Below are 14,537 nucleotides of genomic sequence, written 5' to 3'. Positions count from 1 at the left end.
GCAACTGTTGCCTGATCTCCCCTCCCGCAAGCGGGAGGGGCTACGTGCAACTCCCCTCCCGCAAGCGGGAGGGGCTGGGGGAGGGCGGTGGCCGCGATTTGCCGGCGTCCCGACGGCCCTCCCCTGACCCCTCCCGCAAGCGGGAGGGGAACTGGGTTACGCCGCCTTGCCGAGCGTCGCCATGTCGATGACGAAGCGGTATTTGACGTCGCTTTTCACCATCCGGTCGTAGGCGGTGTTGATCTCGTCCATGCGGATCATCTCGATGTCGGCGGTGAGGCCATGCTGCTGGCAGAAGTCCAGCATCTCCTGCGTCTCGCGAATACCACCGATCAGCGAGCCGGCCAGCGCGCGGCGGTGGAAGACGAGGTTGCCGACCGACGGCGAGGGATGCGGCTCCTCGGGCACGCCGACCAGGCACATCGTGCCGTCGCGCTTCAGCTGCATCAGCAACGGGTCGAGGTCGTGCGACGCGGCGACGGTATTGAGGATGAAGTCGAACGTGCCCTGATGCTGCGCCATCTGGTCGGCGTCCCTGGACACGATCAGATCCTTGGCGCCGAGCCGCTGTGCATCCTCGCGCTTATTCGGCGAGGTCGAGAAGACATAGACTTCCGCGCCCATCGCATTGGCGATCTTAACGCCCATATGGCCGAGGCCGCCGAGACCGACGATGCCGACCTTCTGACCCGGCCCGACCTTCCAATGGCGGAGCGGCGAATAGGTGGTGATGCCGGCGCAGAGCAGCGGCGCGACGGCGGCGAGATCCTTCTCGTCATGGCCGACCTTCAGCACGAAGCCTTCGTCGACGACGATATGGTCCGAATAGCCGCCGAAGGTATGGCCGCCGAGCACCGGATCGGGACCGTTGTAGGTGCCGACGAAGCCGGTGCCGGTGCAATATTGCTCCTCGCCGTCATGGCAGGAGGCGCAATGACCGCAGCTGTCGACCATGCAGCCGACGCCCGCGATGTCGCCGACCGCGAAGGCGGTGACCTCATCCCCGACCGCGACGACGCGGCCGACGATCTCGTGACCGGGGACGCAGGGATAGAGCGTGCCGTCCCATTCGCCACGGGCCGTGTGCAGGTCGGAGTGGCAGACACCGCAATAAAGAATGTCGATCGCGACGTCCTTGGCGCCGGGATCGCGACGCTCGAAACGAAACGGGGCGAGTGGCGCATCGGCCGCTTGGGCGGCGAAGCCTTGGGTTGGGGTCGGCATGGAGAAGATCCTCGCACTGGCAAACTGGCGGGCAGGACGCCCGGGGCGCCCATATGGTCGTCTGCCGCGCCAGCGCCAGACGCTTGTCGGACTAATCCTGTCGATCACCTCGATCGAACGCGTCGATCACGCCCGAACGAGAACGCCTATCCCATTGTCAACGCATCGATCGCGCCTTGCAGGATGTGCGCGGCGGCGAGATTGTCGATGCGTTCAGCGCGCTTGGCGCGGCTCATGTCCTGTTCGATCATCGCGCGCTCGACCGCGACGGTCGACCAGCGCTCGTCCCACAGCAGCAGCGGCAGGCCGGTATCGATCATGTTACGGGCGAAGGCGCGGGTCGACTGGCTGCGCGGGCTCTCACTGCCGTCGAGATTGAGCGGCAGGCCGATGACGATGCCGCGCACCGCCTGCGCGGTCGCCAGCGCGATCAGCTGCGCCTTGTCCTGCGTGAACTTGGTCCGGCGGATCAAGGTCGCCGGGCTGGCGAAGCTCCAGCCGGCGTCGCACAAGGCGGTGCCGATCGTCTTGCTGCCGACGTCGAGGCCGAGCAGCCGGCCGCCGTCGGGCAAGAGGGCGCGAAACGCCGCGGCGTCCGACACGATCATCGCCGCGACACCCGCGCGCGCCGCGACTTGCGCGGCGGCGTCCAGGCGGCGAGCCGACGGCCCGCATCGGCACGGACGTTCGCCCAGAACAGGCTGTAGTCGTAGACGTGGTAATTGTTGCCGGGGAGCACGTAGTTGCCGACGTCGGGCGGCGCGCCGATGATCAGCAGCCCGCGGCCCTGACAGGCGGCGGGCACCTTGCCGGGCTGCAGCGTCGCGGTGGTCAGGTCGGCACTGGGATAGAGCGTGCCGAGGTTCGCCTCCGCCGGCGCGGCGGCATCGGCGGTGCCGGTGATCGGATTGGTGCAGACCATCGGCGTGTCCTTGCGCGGATTGCCGTCGAAGCCACGCGTCTTGTCATAGGTATCAAGGATCAACGACGGGTCGGCCGGCTCGGCGAAGCTCTGCCACGACAAGATGCAGCCGGCCTGATCGCTGCGTTCGCACTGAGGCAGGCCGAGCGCGGCGAGATCGGTGGTCTTGGATATCGGCCAGCCGACGACATAGGCGGCGACGATACGACGGGCGAGCGGCGTACCGGCGACCTTCTCGCGCAACAGCCGGGTCAGGTGCAATGCGCCCTGGCTGTGCCCGGCGAGGATGATCGGTCGATCGGGCCCGACCTGCGCCAGGAAGGCGTCGAAGGCGGCGGCGACATCGCGATAGGCGAGGCCGAGCGCGCGGTTGGCGTCGGCGGCGCTGGTCAGGAAGGCGCCGAACGTCGCCTGGCGATAGCGCGGCGCCCAGATGTCGCCCGCTTCGTTGAACGCGCTGGCCTGACCGCGCAGGAAGATCGCGGCGCGGGCGTTCGTCTCCGGATCGGTCAGCGTCGCATTCCAGTGGTCGCGGCCGATATACGAGGTCGGGTGGATGAAGAAGACGGCCGCTTTGGGCGCTTCTGCGGGGCTGAAGCCGGCCGGCGTCCACAGCGCCGGATTGCCCGGCAGGTCGGGCCGCGCGATCCACATCCGCGGTTCGGCATAGGAAGCCGCGGTGATTCCCCGCTGCGCCTGAAATCGTTCGCTCGGCACCAGCGCCGCGCGCAGCAGTTCCGCGCCATAGTAACGGTAGGCGATCGCGGCGGCGATCACGAGCGCGATCAGCGCGGCGACGACATAGAGGAACTTGCGGGCCAAGCACGGCTCCTGGACGAGGGATGCCGGCCTCCTGCCCGAGCAGCGGCGGCGAGGCAATGCGTCGGTGTCGCGCGGGCGGTGATGCGGCTATGACGCGCGGGTCATGACGATCCGACTCATCTGTCTCGATGCCGACGATACCCTCTGGCACAATATGCGCCATTTCGAGGAAGCGGAGCGGGCGCTGCTTGCCATGCTCGCGCCGTTCGCGGTGGCGGAGGTGACACGCGAGACGCTGGAGGCGTGCGAGGCGCGCAATCTGCCACTCTACGGCTATGGCGCGAAGGGCTTCACGCTGTCGATGATCGAGACGGCGACGCAATTGGCTGGTCCGACGCTGCCGACCGCGCCCATCGCAGCGATCCTCGACGCGGGGCGGGCGTTGCTGGCGCATCCGGTGACCTTACTCGACGGGGTCGAGGCGACGCTCGACCGGCTCGCGGCGCTGGGCCGGCTGGTACTGGTGACCAAGGGCGACCTGCTGCACCAGGAGGCGAAGCTCGCCGCATCGGGCCTGGGCGCGTGGTTCGCCGGTATCGAGATCGTCAGCGACAAGACCGCCAAAACCTTCAGCCGTCTTTTCGACCGCTACGGCGTTGCAGCGGCGGAGGCGGTGATGGCCGGCGATTCGATGCGGTCCGACGTCCTGCCTGCGCTGGCGGCCGGAGGCTGGGCGGCGTTCATCCCGCAAGAGGCGGCCTGGGCGCATGAGAGCGGCACCGAGCCGGTCGGCCATGCGCGCTATACCTGGCTCGCGTCGCTTGCCGATCTTCCGGACTGGGTCGCGGCGATCGACTGACTGCCGCCCTCCGGCTTGCACCGGTCCGCCGCAGACGCTAGCCGCTTGCCGCATGTCCGTTGACACCCACACCGTGAAGAAGATCGCGAGCCTCGCCCGGTTCGCGACGTCTGACGAGGAAGCGGCGCGGCTGGCGCCCGAACTCGGCAACATCCTCGGCTGGATCGAGCAGCTCGGCGAGGTCGACACCAGCGGTATCGAGCCGATGACCGCGGTGATCCCCAACACGCTGCGTCTGCGTGACGACGTCATCAACGCCGATCCGCTGACCGGCGGCGACATCCGCGACGAACTGATGGCCAATGCGCCGCAGGCCGAACACGGCTTCTTCACCGTGCCGAAAGTGATCGAATGATGACGGCCCGACACCATCCGATCAGCCCGGCGGAGGGGCGTCCCGCAAGCTGTGCGGCGACCCTGCAGGCCGGAATCTCTATCCGCTTGGGAGACCTCGCATGACCGACCTGACCGATCAGGGCATCGCCGCGCTCCGCGACGGCGTGCGCGCCGGCAGCTTTTCCGCGGTCGAGGTCGCCGAGGCGTTCAACGCCAAGGTCGCCGCCGCCAAGTCGCTCAACGCCTTCCTTGTCGAGACGCCGGACCACGCGCTTGCCGCGGCCCGTGCCGCCGACGCCGCCCGCGCGGCGGGCGAGGCGCCCAAGCCGCTCGCCGGCGTGCCGATCGGCATGAAGGACCTGTTCTGCACCAAGGGCGTGCCGACCACCGCGGCGAGCCACATTCTGGAGGGATTCACGCCGACCTACGAGTCGACGGTGTCGCAGAATCTGTGGAACGCCGGCGCGGGCATGCTCGGCAAGCTCAACATGGACCAGTTCGCGATGGGCTCGTCCAACGAGACTAGCGCCTTCGGCAACGTCATCTCGCCCTGGCGTCGCAACGACGGTGGCAATGCGCCGCTCGCACCGGGCGGTTCGTCGGGCGGCAGCTCGGCGGCGGTGGCGGCGCGGATCGCGCCGGGGGCGACAGGGACGGACACCGGCGGCTCGATCCGCCAGCCAGCGGCGTTCACCGGCATTTCGGGCATCAAGCCGACCTACGGTCGCTGTTCGCGCTGGGGAACGATCGCCTTCGCCTCCAGCCTCGACCAGGCGGGGCCGATGGCGCGCGACGTTCGTGACTGCGCGATCATGCTGGAGGCGATGGCCGGCTTCGACGCCAAGGACGCGACCTCGCTGCAGCTCGACGTGCCGCAGTGGGAAGCAGGCCTCAGCGCCGATCTCACGGGCAAGCGCGTCGGTATTCCCAAGGAATATCGGGTCGACGGCATGCCCGCCGAGATCGAGGCGCTGTGGCAGCAGGGGATCGCCTGGCTGAAGGATGCGGGGGCGACGATCGTCGACGTGTCGCTGCCGCACACCAGATATGCGCTGCCGGCCTATTACATCATCGCGCCGGCTGAAGCGTCGTCCAACCTCGCGCGCTACGACGGCGTCCGCTACGGCAAGCGCGACCTTCCCGACGGGGCGGGGCTGCAGGATATGTATGCGGCGACGCGCGCCGACGGTTTCGGCGCCGAGGTGAAGCGGCGCATCATGATCGGCACCTATGTGCTCTCCGCCGGCTTCTACGACGCTTATTACACGCAGGCGCAGAAGGTGCGGGCGCTGATCGCCCGCGATTTCGAGCGCGCCTTCGAACAGTGCGACGTGCTGCTCACCCCGACCGCGCCGTCAGCGGCGTTTGCGCTGGGCGAGAAGTCGGCCGATCCGATCGCCATGTACCTCAACGACGTCTTCACCGTGCCGTCGTCGCTGGCGGGCCTGCCGGCGATGAGCGTGCCGGGCGGGCTCGACGCCGCGGGGCTGCCGCTCGGCCTGCAGATCATCGGGCGGCCGCTCGATGAGCAGGGCGTGCTGAACGCCGGACTGGCGATCGAGGAGCGGGCAGGGTTCACGGCACGGCCGGAGGCGTGGTGGTAAGATGAGCGACTATCGTATCCAGGGCGCCACCGGCGAATGGGAGGTCGTGATCGGCCTGGAAGTCCATGCGCAGGTGACGAGCAACGCCAAATTGTTCTCGGGCGCGGCGACCGCGTTTGGGGCCGAGCCGAACACCCAGGTCAGCCTGGTCGACGCGGCGATGCCGGGGATGCTGCCGGTGCCGAATCGCGAATGCATCCGCCAGGCGGTGCGCACCGGCATCGCGATCGATGCGCAGATCAATCGCTGGTCGCGCTTCGACCGCAAGAATTACTTCTACGCCGATCTGCCGCAGGGCTATCAGATCAGCCAGCTCTATCATCCGCTGGTCGGGGAAGGGCATCTCGATGTCAGCCCCGACGAAAAGAACCCGGAAGCGGTCAAGCGGATCGGCATAGAGCGCATCCACGTCGAGCAGGATGCGGGCAAGCTGATGCACGACCAGCATCCGACGCGCTCCTACGTCGACCTCAACCGCTCGGGCGTCGCGCTGATGGAGATCGTCAGCCGGCCGGACATGCGCTCGCCCGCGGAAGCCGGGGCCTATCTGACCAAGCTTCGCTCGATCCTGCGTTATGTCGGCTCGTGCGATGGCAATATGGACCAGGGGTCGATGCGCGCCGACGTCAACGTGTCCGTGCGCAAGCCGGGCGAGCCGTTCGGCACGCGGACCGAGACCAAGAACGTCAACTCCGTCCGCTTCGTCATGCAGGCGATCGAGCATGAGGCGAAGCGGCAGGTCGCGGTGCTGGAGGACGGCGGCGCGATCGTCCAGGAGACGCGGCTGTTCAATCCGGACACCGGCCAGACGCGGTCGATGCGGTCCAAGGAAGACGCGCACGACTATCGCTACTTCCCCGATCCCGACCTGCTGCCGCTGGAGCTGGACGAGGCGTTCATCGAGGAGTGCCGGGCGTCGCTGCCGGAACTGCCTGACGCCAAGCGGCATCGCTACGAGGCGGCGGGCATCTCGCCCTATCAGGCGGGCGTGCTGACCGCGGAGGTCGAGGCGGCGCGCTGGTTCGACGCGCTGCTCGATGCCGGTGCGGCGCCGGTCGCGGCGGCGAACTGGACGACGTCGGAACTTTTCGGGGCGCTCAATCGCACGGGCCGCGACATTGCGGACTCACCCGTGGCGCCGGCGCAGGCGGCCGAATTGCTCGCGCTGGTCGCGGACGGCACGCTGTCGGGCAGTCTTGCCAAGCAGGTGTTCGAGGTGATGCTCGAAACCGGCGATGCCCCCGCCAAGATCGTCGAGGATCGTGGTCTGAAGCAGACCAGCGACACCGGCGCGATCGAGGCGGTGATCGCCGAGGTGCTGGCGAAGAACCCCAACCAGCTGGAACAGTATCGCGGCGGCAAGGAGGCGCTGTTCGGCTTCTTCGTCGGCCAGACGATGAAGGCGATGGGCGGCAAGGCCAATCCGGCGGTGGTCAACGACCTGCTCAAGAAGGCGCTGGCCGGCTGAACCGAGGCCGCAGGACGGGAGATGCGGTGATGATGGTCAAGGCTCGGCTCCTCTTCGCGTTGGCCGTGTTGTCTGCGGCGCCGACTGCGGTTCAGGCGCAGGAGGCGACCGCGCCGCTGCCGCGGGTGGCGCTCGACACCAGTGCCGGGCGGATCGTGATCGAGGTGGACACACGGCATGCGCCGGTCACCGCCGGCAATTTCATGAAATATGTCGCGGGCAAGCGGCTCGACGGCGTCGTCTTCTACCGCACCGTGAAGGTGGCCGACCGGTTCGGCTTCGTGCAGTTCGGCACCAATGGCGATCCCAAGCGGACGCTGCCGCCGATCAAGCACGAGCCGACGACGCAGACCGGCCTGCATCATACCGAGGGGGCCATTTCCGTTGCCCGCTTCGCGCCGGGCACGGCGCGTGGCGACTTCACGATCAGCGTCGGCGATCAGAGCCCTTCGCTCGATGCCGATCCGAGCAAGCCGGGCGACAATCTGGGCTATGCCGCCTTCGGTCATGTCGTCGAAGGCATGGACGTGATCGTGAAGATCCTCGACGCGCCGGTGTCGCCGACCGCCACCGTCAACGGCTCGTTCAAGGGCGAGGTGCCGGCGCAGGCGGTCAAGGTCATCTCCGCCCGCGTCCTCCCTGCGACATCATGACCTTTCGTCAACCGGTCCGCTGCGATAAGGTTGGAGTCTACCACGCCGGAGCAGAATAAACTCTTGTCGCTGCCAAGACTTGCCGGCCGAAAGCTGGCCTGACGATCCCATTCCGGTCATTCTGTGCACTGCCGATCTTGATCTAAGAATTGCTCGTCTTGTAATTCTGTAGCGTATTCTTGGACGGGGGGCGTCTGCGATGCGCTATGGTTTCGCCGCTTGTGTGGCGATGCTGATCTGTACTGTGGCCTGTACGGCGCAGGAGCGAACAGCAACGCGGCAAGGTTTCGATCTCCCACCCAAGAGCGGTAAGACGATTCTGCTGATGCGGCCGGTGGTCAGCGTCGGCGCCCAGTCGATGGGCGGCCTGTTCGAACCGAACCGCGATTGGACCGAGACGGCGCGGCGTAACATCGTCGCGGCGCTGGCGGAGCATCAGGCATCGCTCGGCAACAGGGTGGTGCCCGCGCCGGAAAGCTTCGGCGAGGATGCCCGACGCGCCGACGAATACGCCCGGCTGTTCGCCGCGGTGTCCCGCGCGGTGATCGACTATCAATTTTTCGTCGGCAATCGCTTGCCGACCAAGAAACGCGACAACAAGGCGGGCGTGTTCGACTGGTCGCTGGGCGACGGGGTGCGCGACCTGCCGGGTGCCAAAGACGCGGACTATGCGTTATTCATCTTCGACCGCGACGCCTATGGCTCGACCGGTCGCAAGATCCTGCAGGTCGTGGCGCTGCTCGGACCGGGCGTCGCGGTCAAATCGGGCGAACACGCAGGCTATGCCGGGCTCGTCGACCTGCGCACCGGTGACCTGCTGTGGCTCAATGCCGATGCCGCGATGGGGGGCGACGTTCGCGATACCGACGGCGCACGCAAGCGCGTGGCGCAATTGCTCGAGGATTTTCCGGGCAGTGTCGCCGATGCTGCGCCGGAGACAAAGAAAGCGCCGGCGGCCGGCACGGGAACGCGGCCATGACCAAGGCGGCGCTCACGATGATCGCGACGGTTGCCCTAACGGCAGCGGCGGCCGTGGCGGGCGTCACGCCAGTATGGGCGGGGCAAGGGGAGGATGTCGCCAGACCAGTGACCCGGCGTGCGCCGCCGCCGCCACCCTATACCGGTGCCTACCAGCCGCAGGGGGCGGACGAGATCGGCCTGTGGCACGAGGCGGACGAAGACGAGGCGAGGCTCGCGCAGTCGACGCTCGTTATCCGTGACGAGGCGCTGACCGCCTATGTGCGTGGCGTGCTGTGTTCGGCGGTCGGCGCAGACCGGTGCAAGGCGGTGCGCCTCTATGTGATGCGGGTGCCGCTGTTCAATGCCAGCATGGCGCCGAACGGGACGATGCAGGTCTATTCCGGGCTGTTGCTGCGTGTCCGATCCGATGCCGAACTCGCGGCGGTGCTCGGGCATGAGTTCGGCCATTTCGAGAAGCGCCATTCGCTCAATGCCTTGAAGGCAAATCGGCGGGGCAGCGACGTGCTGAGCTGGGCGGTGGTGCTCGCCTCAATGGGCAGCCGGCAGACCGGGCGCAGCTTGGGCGACCTCAAATTGTCGGTGCTCGGTAGCCTGGCGAAATTCAGTCGCGACCAGGAACGCGAGGCGGACCTCATCGGTCTCGGTTATCTGAACGCCAGTCCTCTCAAGGCGACGGCGGCGTCCCGCATCTGGCGGACGTTGATCCTGGAGCAGGAGGCGTCGGCGGCCTATCGCGGCCTTCGCAAGCCGGACTTTTCGCGTAGCGCCTTCTTCGCCTCGCACCCCGCCGAAGGGCAGCGGGTCAATTACCTGTATGCGTTGGCCGAGCCGGATGGAGACCGGCGTCGCGAGGACGATGTGGGTTATGCCGCCGCACTGAAGCCGTGGCTGCCGCAATTCCTCGACGATCAGATTAAGCTCAATGATTTCGGTGCGAGCGACTTCATCATCAATCACCTTGCCGAGACGGGGTGGACGGCACCGCTCTGGCGGGCGCGGGGAGACCTCTATCGGTTGCGGGGACAGCCGCGCGATCTGATGAACGCAGTGGATTTCTACACCAATGCCGCGAAGCTCGATCCTTCGCTGGCGGAAGCGCAACGGGGCCTGGGGCTGTCGCTGATCAAGACCGGCCGCAAGACCGAAGGGGCGGCTGCATTGCGACGGTACGTTCAGATGCGTCCCGATGCGCCGGATGCCGGGATGATCGCGAGCGTATTGGCCTCGGTAGGGGAAACGGCATGAGCTTCGTGCGGTGGTGGCAGGCGACCCTCGCGGTTGCGCTTGCGTTGGCGGGGGCGCCGGTCCTGGCGGCGCATAGCCTCCGCGAGGCGGGCAAGACGGTGCAGGTGGCCGACTCGGCACTGTCGGTTACGCCGACGCGCGATTGGAACCGCCTCAGCGGCCGGCCCGGTCGGTATGCAGAAACCTGGACGTTGGACGGATCGCAACTCAACGACGTTAGCTTCTACGCCAATGTGCCCGCCGGCCAGCCGATCATACGCGCCCGCAATCGGCGACGCGACCCGCTTCCCTTGTTCCGCGCCGATATGCTGCTCGCCGATGTCCCGGAGTTGCTGGAGGGGACCTATCGAACCTACAAGCAGATCGGTAGCTTCTCGGTCACCGCATCATCGCCGGCACGGTTTCTCGACCATGATGCCGTGCAATTTTCCTATGCCTATCTCGACGTGGACGAACTGCCGAGGCGAGGCGAGGCGATCGCCACGATCATCGACCGGCACCTTTACATGATCACGTTCGACGCGCCGCGATTGCATTTCTTTGACCGATCAATCGGCGATGTGCGCGCGTTGATCAACTCCTGCCGGCTGGGCAGGGGGGAGAAGGGGGCTGATGTTAAAGTGCACGCGTCATAGATCGGCGCAGCGTGGGCCGGCCCGACTCGGTAAAGCAAGACCGTAATCGCAAAGACCTGAAAGTCATTGCTTGTAAGCACGGACCGGACTGCGGTGGACATCAGCTAGGCCGTCCACGTCTGTAGACGGTCCCGGCCCTCGCCAGGTTATTGAACCGCCGCACGTCGGGCGAGGCGGGATATCAGAAGGGGAGGCATCCTATGCCTCCCCATCGAATGATCATTGCTGGGTCAGGTCCTGATTCTTCACCTCGCCACCAGTTCCGCTGTTGCCGTCAAAGGCACCGGTGTCGGTGAAGCGCGACGGCTCCTCGCCGCCTTCGCCACGGGCGACGGCGTCGCTACGCGCTTCGACGACCTGTTGGATGTCGCTGCGCGGGTCCTCGCGGCCGGCATCGGGCGGACTGTCCGGATTGTCGTCGGGTGCATCGCCGGGCAAGCTGTCGGGATGGGGATCGTTGGCGCTCATCATAGCCTCGTGTCAGATTTCTGCCGGATTTTGCGTGCCGGGGTCGCCGGCGGGCGTGCCTGGCGAGGGCTGATCGATATCGGGACCGGGCGGCGTGATCTCCGGCGGCGGGCTGTCGGGCTGCACCGGCTGGCTGGGCTGGGCGGGGACTTCGGGCGGCGGCTGCGTGGCCATGATATGCTCTCCTTCCCGTATGCAACGCCGCGTGAACGCGCGAAGTTGCCTCACGCTTGCGCCTTTGCGCCATGCTGATATAGACGCGCGCCCAACGGCGGGTCCTTATGCGGGCGTGGCGGAACTGGTAGACGCGCTGGATTTAGGTTCCAGTATCGCAAGATGTGGGGGTTCGAGTCCCTTCGCCCGCACCAGTCCCGCCGCCAGTGGCGGGACCGGAAGCCTCAAAGAATTCACGCATTTTCTCCAGATCGAAGGCCCAAGATGCAGACTGTCGAGACGTTGAACGAGGGGCTGAAGCGCGCCTACACGCTGACCATCACCGCCAAGGACATCGATGCCAAGGTCGACGCCGAAGTGAAGCGCGTCGCGCCGCAGGTGCGGATGCCCGGCTTCCGCCCCGGCAAGGTTCCGGCGAATCTCGTGCGTAAGATGCACGGCGAGGCGCTCGCCGCCGACGCGCTGAACAGCGCGATCCAGCAAGGCGTGCAGTCGCTGATCGCCGACAAGGGCCTGCGCCCCGCGATGCAGCCTTCGGTCGAGCTGAACGAGGATTATGCCTCGGGCAAGGATGCCGAGGTCAAGGTCGAGCTGGAAGTGCTGCCGAGCGTCCCGGCGCCGGCGATCGACGCGCTGAAGCTCGAGCGTTTGACCGTGCCGGTCGGTGAGGAGTTGGTCGACGAGCAGTTGCAGAAGTTCGCCGACCAGTCGAAGCGCTGGGACGATGCCGGCGACAAGGCGGCCGAGATGGGCGACCTGGTCACCGTCGATTTCGTCGGCAAGACCGCGGACGGCGTCGCGTTCGACGGCGGCACCGGCACCGACATGGGCGTCGAGCTCGGCTCGGGTCGCCTGATCCCCGGTTTCGAGGACCAGCTCGTCGGCGTGAAGGCCGGTGATGAAAAGACGCTGCACGTCACCTTCCCCGAGGATTACGGCGCCGCCAACCTGGCCGGCCAGCCGGCGACGTTCGACATCACCGTCAAGTCGGTGAAGACCGCGGGCGAGAGCGCGATCGACGAGGATCTGGCCAAGAACCTGGGTCTCGAAAGCCTCGAGCAGCTGCGCGGCCTGATCAAGGGGCAGATCGAGCAGGAGCATAACGGTCTCACCCGCACGCACATGAAGCGCAAGCTGCTCGATCAGTTGGCGGAGGGCCACGATTTCGAGGTCCCGCCGTCGATGGTCGAGGCCGAGTTCCAGCAGATCTGGCACCAGCTCGAGCATGAGGCGAGCCACGAGGAAGACCCGCAGGCGGCGCTGGCCGAGATGGAAGCCGAGCGCGATGATTATCGTAAGATCGCCGAGCGTCGCGTGCGCCTCGGCCTGCTGCTGTCGGAGATCGGCCAGGCGAACGGCGTCGAGATCAGCAATCAGGAGATGAACCGCCTGATCGCCCAGGCTGCGCAGCAGTACGGCCCGGAAGACCGCCAGCGCTTCATCCAGTACGTCCAGCAGGAGCCGATGGCGGCCGCCCAGCTGCGCGCACCGCTGTATGAGGACAAGGTCGTCGACTTCCTGTTCGATAAGGCCGAGATCACCGACCGCGAGGCGACCCGCGAGGAGCTGGAGGCGGCGATCGAGAGCGAGGACGGTTTCGCGACCGGCACGCACACGCACGACCACGACAATCCCAAGCCGCGCAAGTCGACGAAGAAGGCGGACGCTGCCGAGGGTGAGGCCAAACCCGCCAAGAAGGCGGCGGCGAAGAAGCCGGTTGCCAAGGGCGAGGACGCCGGCGCGGTGGAGGCTCCGGCTGGCGAGGCCGAGGCGGAAGCCGCTCCGGCCAAGAAGCCGCGCGCCAAGAAGGCCGCCGCACCGGTCGAAGCGGAGACGCAGGTAACCGAATCATCGCCGGTGGCGGCCGAAGCCGCGGAGGGCACCGAGGCGGCCGACGCGGCCCCCGCCAAGAAGCCCCGCGCGAAGAAGGCCGCCGCGCCAAAGGCTGAGGGCTGAGTAAATAGGGGAGGGCACGGGCTCTCCCCATTCGTCAGCCGGGCAGAAGCCGGGATCCACGGACGCGCGTCATGCGGTCGGAGCGGCACGGTCGGTCTGTATCCAGGGGGCCCGGCGTCCGCCGTGATGACGGGTGTCTGGGGCCATCGTTAAACCCGCACGTCATCCCGCAAAGGCGGGGATCCAGACGCGCAGGTCTCACGATGGCATCGGGCGTTAGCGTTTCTGGCTTCCCGCCTGCGCGGGAATGACGTTTAAGGTCGCGGCGGGGCGTTGCGCCCCCAGGCGACAATAGGGGGCAGTGAAGTGACGCAGCCACGGATCGCAGTGCTGCTGCCCTGCTATAACGAGGAAGCCGCGATCGCGCAGACGGTTGCTGGCTTCCGCGCCGCACTGCCCGGGGCCACCGTCTACGTCTACGACAACAACTCGCGCGACCGCACTGTCGAAGTTGCGCGCGCGGCCGGTGCCGTCGTCCGCCGCGAGCGCATCCAGGGCAAGGGCAATGTCGTGAGGCGGATGTTCGCCGACGTCGACGCGGACGTCTACGTCATGGCGGATGGCGACGCTACCTATGATGCGGCTTCCGCGCCCGCGCTGGTCGCGCGGCTGATCGAGGAACAGGCCGACATGATCGTCGGCAGCCGGATCAGCCAGGTGCAGGAAAGCTACCGCCGCGGCCACCGCTTCGGCAACGCACTGCTCACCGGCATGCTGGCGCGCCTGTTCGGGCGCAGTTTCACCGACATCCTGTCGGGCTATCGCGTCTTCTCGCGGCGCTTCGTGAAGAGCTTTCCGTCGCTCTCTGCCGGCTTCGAGATCGAGACGGAGATCAGCGTCCACGCCCTTGAACTCAAAATGCCCGTGGCGGAGATCGAGACCCCGTATTTCGCGCGGCCCGAAGGCTCGGCGTCGAAGCTCAGCACCTATGGCGACGGCTGGCGCATCCTGCGCACGATCGTGACCCTCTACCGTATCGAACGGCCGTTGCTGTTCTTCGGCGCGATCGCCGCGGTGCTGGCTGTCGTGGCATTCGCGCTTGGTGTGCCATTGGCGCTCACCTACCTCGATACGGGGCTGGTGCCGCGCTTCCCGACCGCGATCCTGATCACCGGACTGATGATCGTCGCCGCGCTCTGCTGGTTCGCCGGGCTGATCCTCGACACCGTGGTGCGCGGCCGGCGCGAGGTGCGACGTCTCGCCTATCTGGCGCTGCCCGCCCCCGGCAACGGGGCTTGAACTGTCCGGGG

15 protein-coding genes and 1 tRNA gene are annotated in these 14,537 nt (G+C 67.1%); 11 read left to right on the top strand and 5 right to left on the bottom strand.

The features are described 5' to 3' along the window. Positions 1 to 156: 156 nt before the first annotated feature. The 3 genes from ACU5AX_RS04545 to ACU5AX_RS04535 all read right to left on the bottom strand — a co-directional run bounded on the left by ACU5AX_RS04545 (position 157) and on the right by ACU5AX_RS04535 (position 2,968). The gene (locus ACU5AX_RS04545; RefSeq protein WP_446689839.1) at positions 157 to 1,224 is read right to left on the bottom strand and encodes an NAD(P)-dependent alcohol dehydrogenase; all 1,068 of its coding nucleotides are present in this window, start codon (positions 1,222 to 1,224) and stop codon (positions 157 to 159) included. Positions 1,225 to 1,370: 146 nt separating this feature from the next. Further along, positions 1,371 to 1,832: a Holliday junction resolvase RuvX gene (ruvX, locus tag ACU5AX_RS04540; RefSeq protein WP_446689838.1), complete on the bottom strand. Its 462-nt coding sequence runs from the start codon at positions 1,830 to 1,832 to the stop codon at positions 1,371 to 1,373. Further along, the gene (locus tag ACU5AX_RS04535; RefSeq protein ID WP_446689837.1) at positions 1,829 to 2,968 is read right to left on the bottom strand and encodes a DUF3089 domain-containing protein; all 1,140 of its coding nucleotides are present in this window, start codon (positions 2,966 to 2,968) and stop codon (positions 1,829 to 1,831) included. Before ACU5AX_RS04535 ends, ruvX begins: the two co-directional genes overlap by 4 nt. Positions 2,969 to 3,071: 103 nt before the next feature. Here ACU5AX_RS04535 and ACU5AX_RS04530 point away from each other — a divergent pair, with 103 nt between their 5' ends. The 8 genes from ACU5AX_RS04530 to ACU5AX_RS04495 all read left to right on the top strand — a co-directional run bounded on the left by ACU5AX_RS04530 (position 3,072) and on the right by ACU5AX_RS04495 (position 10,689). Further along, positions 3,072 to 3,767 (top strand): HAD family hydrolase, encoded by a 696-nt coding sequence (locus tag ACU5AX_RS04530; protein WP_446689836.1) that lies wholly within the window; start codon positions 3,072 to 3,074, stop codon positions 3,765 to 3,767. 52 nt (positions 3,768 to 3,819) lie between these two features. Continuing rightward, complete coding sequence (gene gatC, locus ACU5AX_RS04525) at positions 3,820 to 4,122, top strand: Asp-tRNA(Asn)/Glu-tRNA(Gln) amidotransferase subunit GatC (RefSeq protein WP_446689835.1); 303 nt, start codon at positions 3,820 to 3,822, stop codon at positions 4,120 to 4,122. 100 nt (positions 4,123 to 4,222) lie between these two features. After that, positions 4,223 to 5,707, top strand: coding sequence for an Asp-tRNA(Asn)/Glu-tRNA(Gln) amidotransferase subunit GatA (gene gatA / locus ACU5AX_RS04520; RefSeq protein ID WP_446689834.1), 1,485 nt, complete (start codon positions 4,223 to 4,225; stop codon positions 5,705 to 5,707). A gap of 1 nt (position 5,708) precedes the next feature. Then, on the top strand, positions 5,709 to 7,175 hold the full coding sequence (gene gatB / locus ACU5AX_RS04515; RefSeq protein WP_446689833.1) for an Asp-tRNA(Asn)/Glu-tRNA(Gln) amidotransferase subunit GatB: 1,467 nt from the start codon (positions 5,709 to 5,711) through the stop codon (positions 7,173 to 7,175). 32 nt (positions 7,176 to 7,207) lie between these two features. Continuing rightward, positions 7,208 to 7,828 (top strand): peptidylprolyl isomerase, encoded by a 621-nt coding sequence (locus ACU5AX_RS04510; protein ID WP_446690467.1) that lies wholly within the window; start codon positions 7,208 to 7,210, stop codon positions 7,826 to 7,828. 199 nt (positions 7,829 to 8,027) lie between these two features. Next, a complete protein-coding gene (locus tag ACU5AX_RS04505) occupies positions 8,028 to 8,807 on the top strand; it encodes a hypothetical protein (protein ID WP_446689832.1) in 780 nt (259 codons plus the stop codon). After that, complete coding sequence (locus ACU5AX_RS04500; RefSeq protein WP_446689831.1) at positions 8,804 to 10,054, top strand: M48 family metallopeptidase; 1,251 nt, start codon at positions 8,804 to 8,806, stop codon at positions 10,052 to 10,054. The genes ACU5AX_RS04505 and ACU5AX_RS04500 overlap by 4 nt, the downstream gene beginning before the upstream one ends. Then, on the top strand, positions 10,051 to 10,689 hold the full coding sequence (locus ACU5AX_RS04495; protein ID WP_446689830.1) for a hypothetical protein: 639 nt from the start codon (positions 10,051 to 10,053) through the stop codon (positions 10,687 to 10,689). The genes ACU5AX_RS04500 and ACU5AX_RS04495 overlap by 4 nt, the downstream gene beginning before the upstream one ends. A gap of 219 nt (positions 10,690 to 10,908) precedes the next feature. Here ACU5AX_RS04495 and ACU5AX_RS04490 read toward each other — a convergent pair whose 3' ends face one another. Both ACU5AX_RS04490 and ACU5AX_RS04485 read right to left on the bottom strand, forming a co-directional pair. After that, positions 10,909 to 11,157 (bottom strand): hypothetical protein, encoded by a 249-nt coding sequence (locus tag ACU5AX_RS04490; protein WP_443024691.1) that lies wholly within the window; start codon positions 11,155 to 11,157, stop codon positions 10,909 to 10,911. A 12-nt stretch (positions 11,158 to 11,169) separates the two neighbouring features. Continuing rightward, on the bottom strand, positions 11,170 to 11,331 hold the full coding sequence (locus ACU5AX_RS04485) for a hypothetical protein (protein ID WP_446689829.1): 162 nt from the start codon (positions 11,329 to 11,331) through the stop codon (positions 11,170 to 11,172). Positions 11,332 to 11,440: 109 nt separating this feature from the next. Here ACU5AX_RS04485 and ACU5AX_RS04480 point away from each other — a divergent pair. From ACU5AX_RS04480 to ACU5AX_RS04470, 3 genes are all read left to right on the top strand, one after another. Next, a tRNA-Leu gene (locus ACU5AX_RS04480) sits at positions 11,441 to 11,525 on the top strand. Between the two features lie 70 nt (positions 11,526 to 11,595). Beyond that, positions 11,596 to 13,287: a trigger factor gene (tig, locus tag ACU5AX_RS04475; protein ID WP_446689828.1), complete on the top strand. Its 1,692-nt coding sequence runs from the start codon at positions 11,596 to 11,598 to the stop codon at positions 13,285 to 13,287. Between the two features lie 306 nt (positions 13,288 to 13,593). Beyond that, positions 13,594 to 14,526 (top strand): glycosyltransferase family 2 protein, encoded by a 933-nt coding sequence (locus ACU5AX_RS04470; protein WP_446689827.1) that lies wholly within the window; start codon positions 13,594 to 13,596, stop codon positions 14,524 to 14,526. Positions 14,527 to 14,537: the final 11 nt, after the last annotated feature.

This window comes from Sphingomonas benefaciens (assembly GCF_052907485.1).
This window is presented reverse-complemented; position numbering and strand designations above follow the sequence as displayed.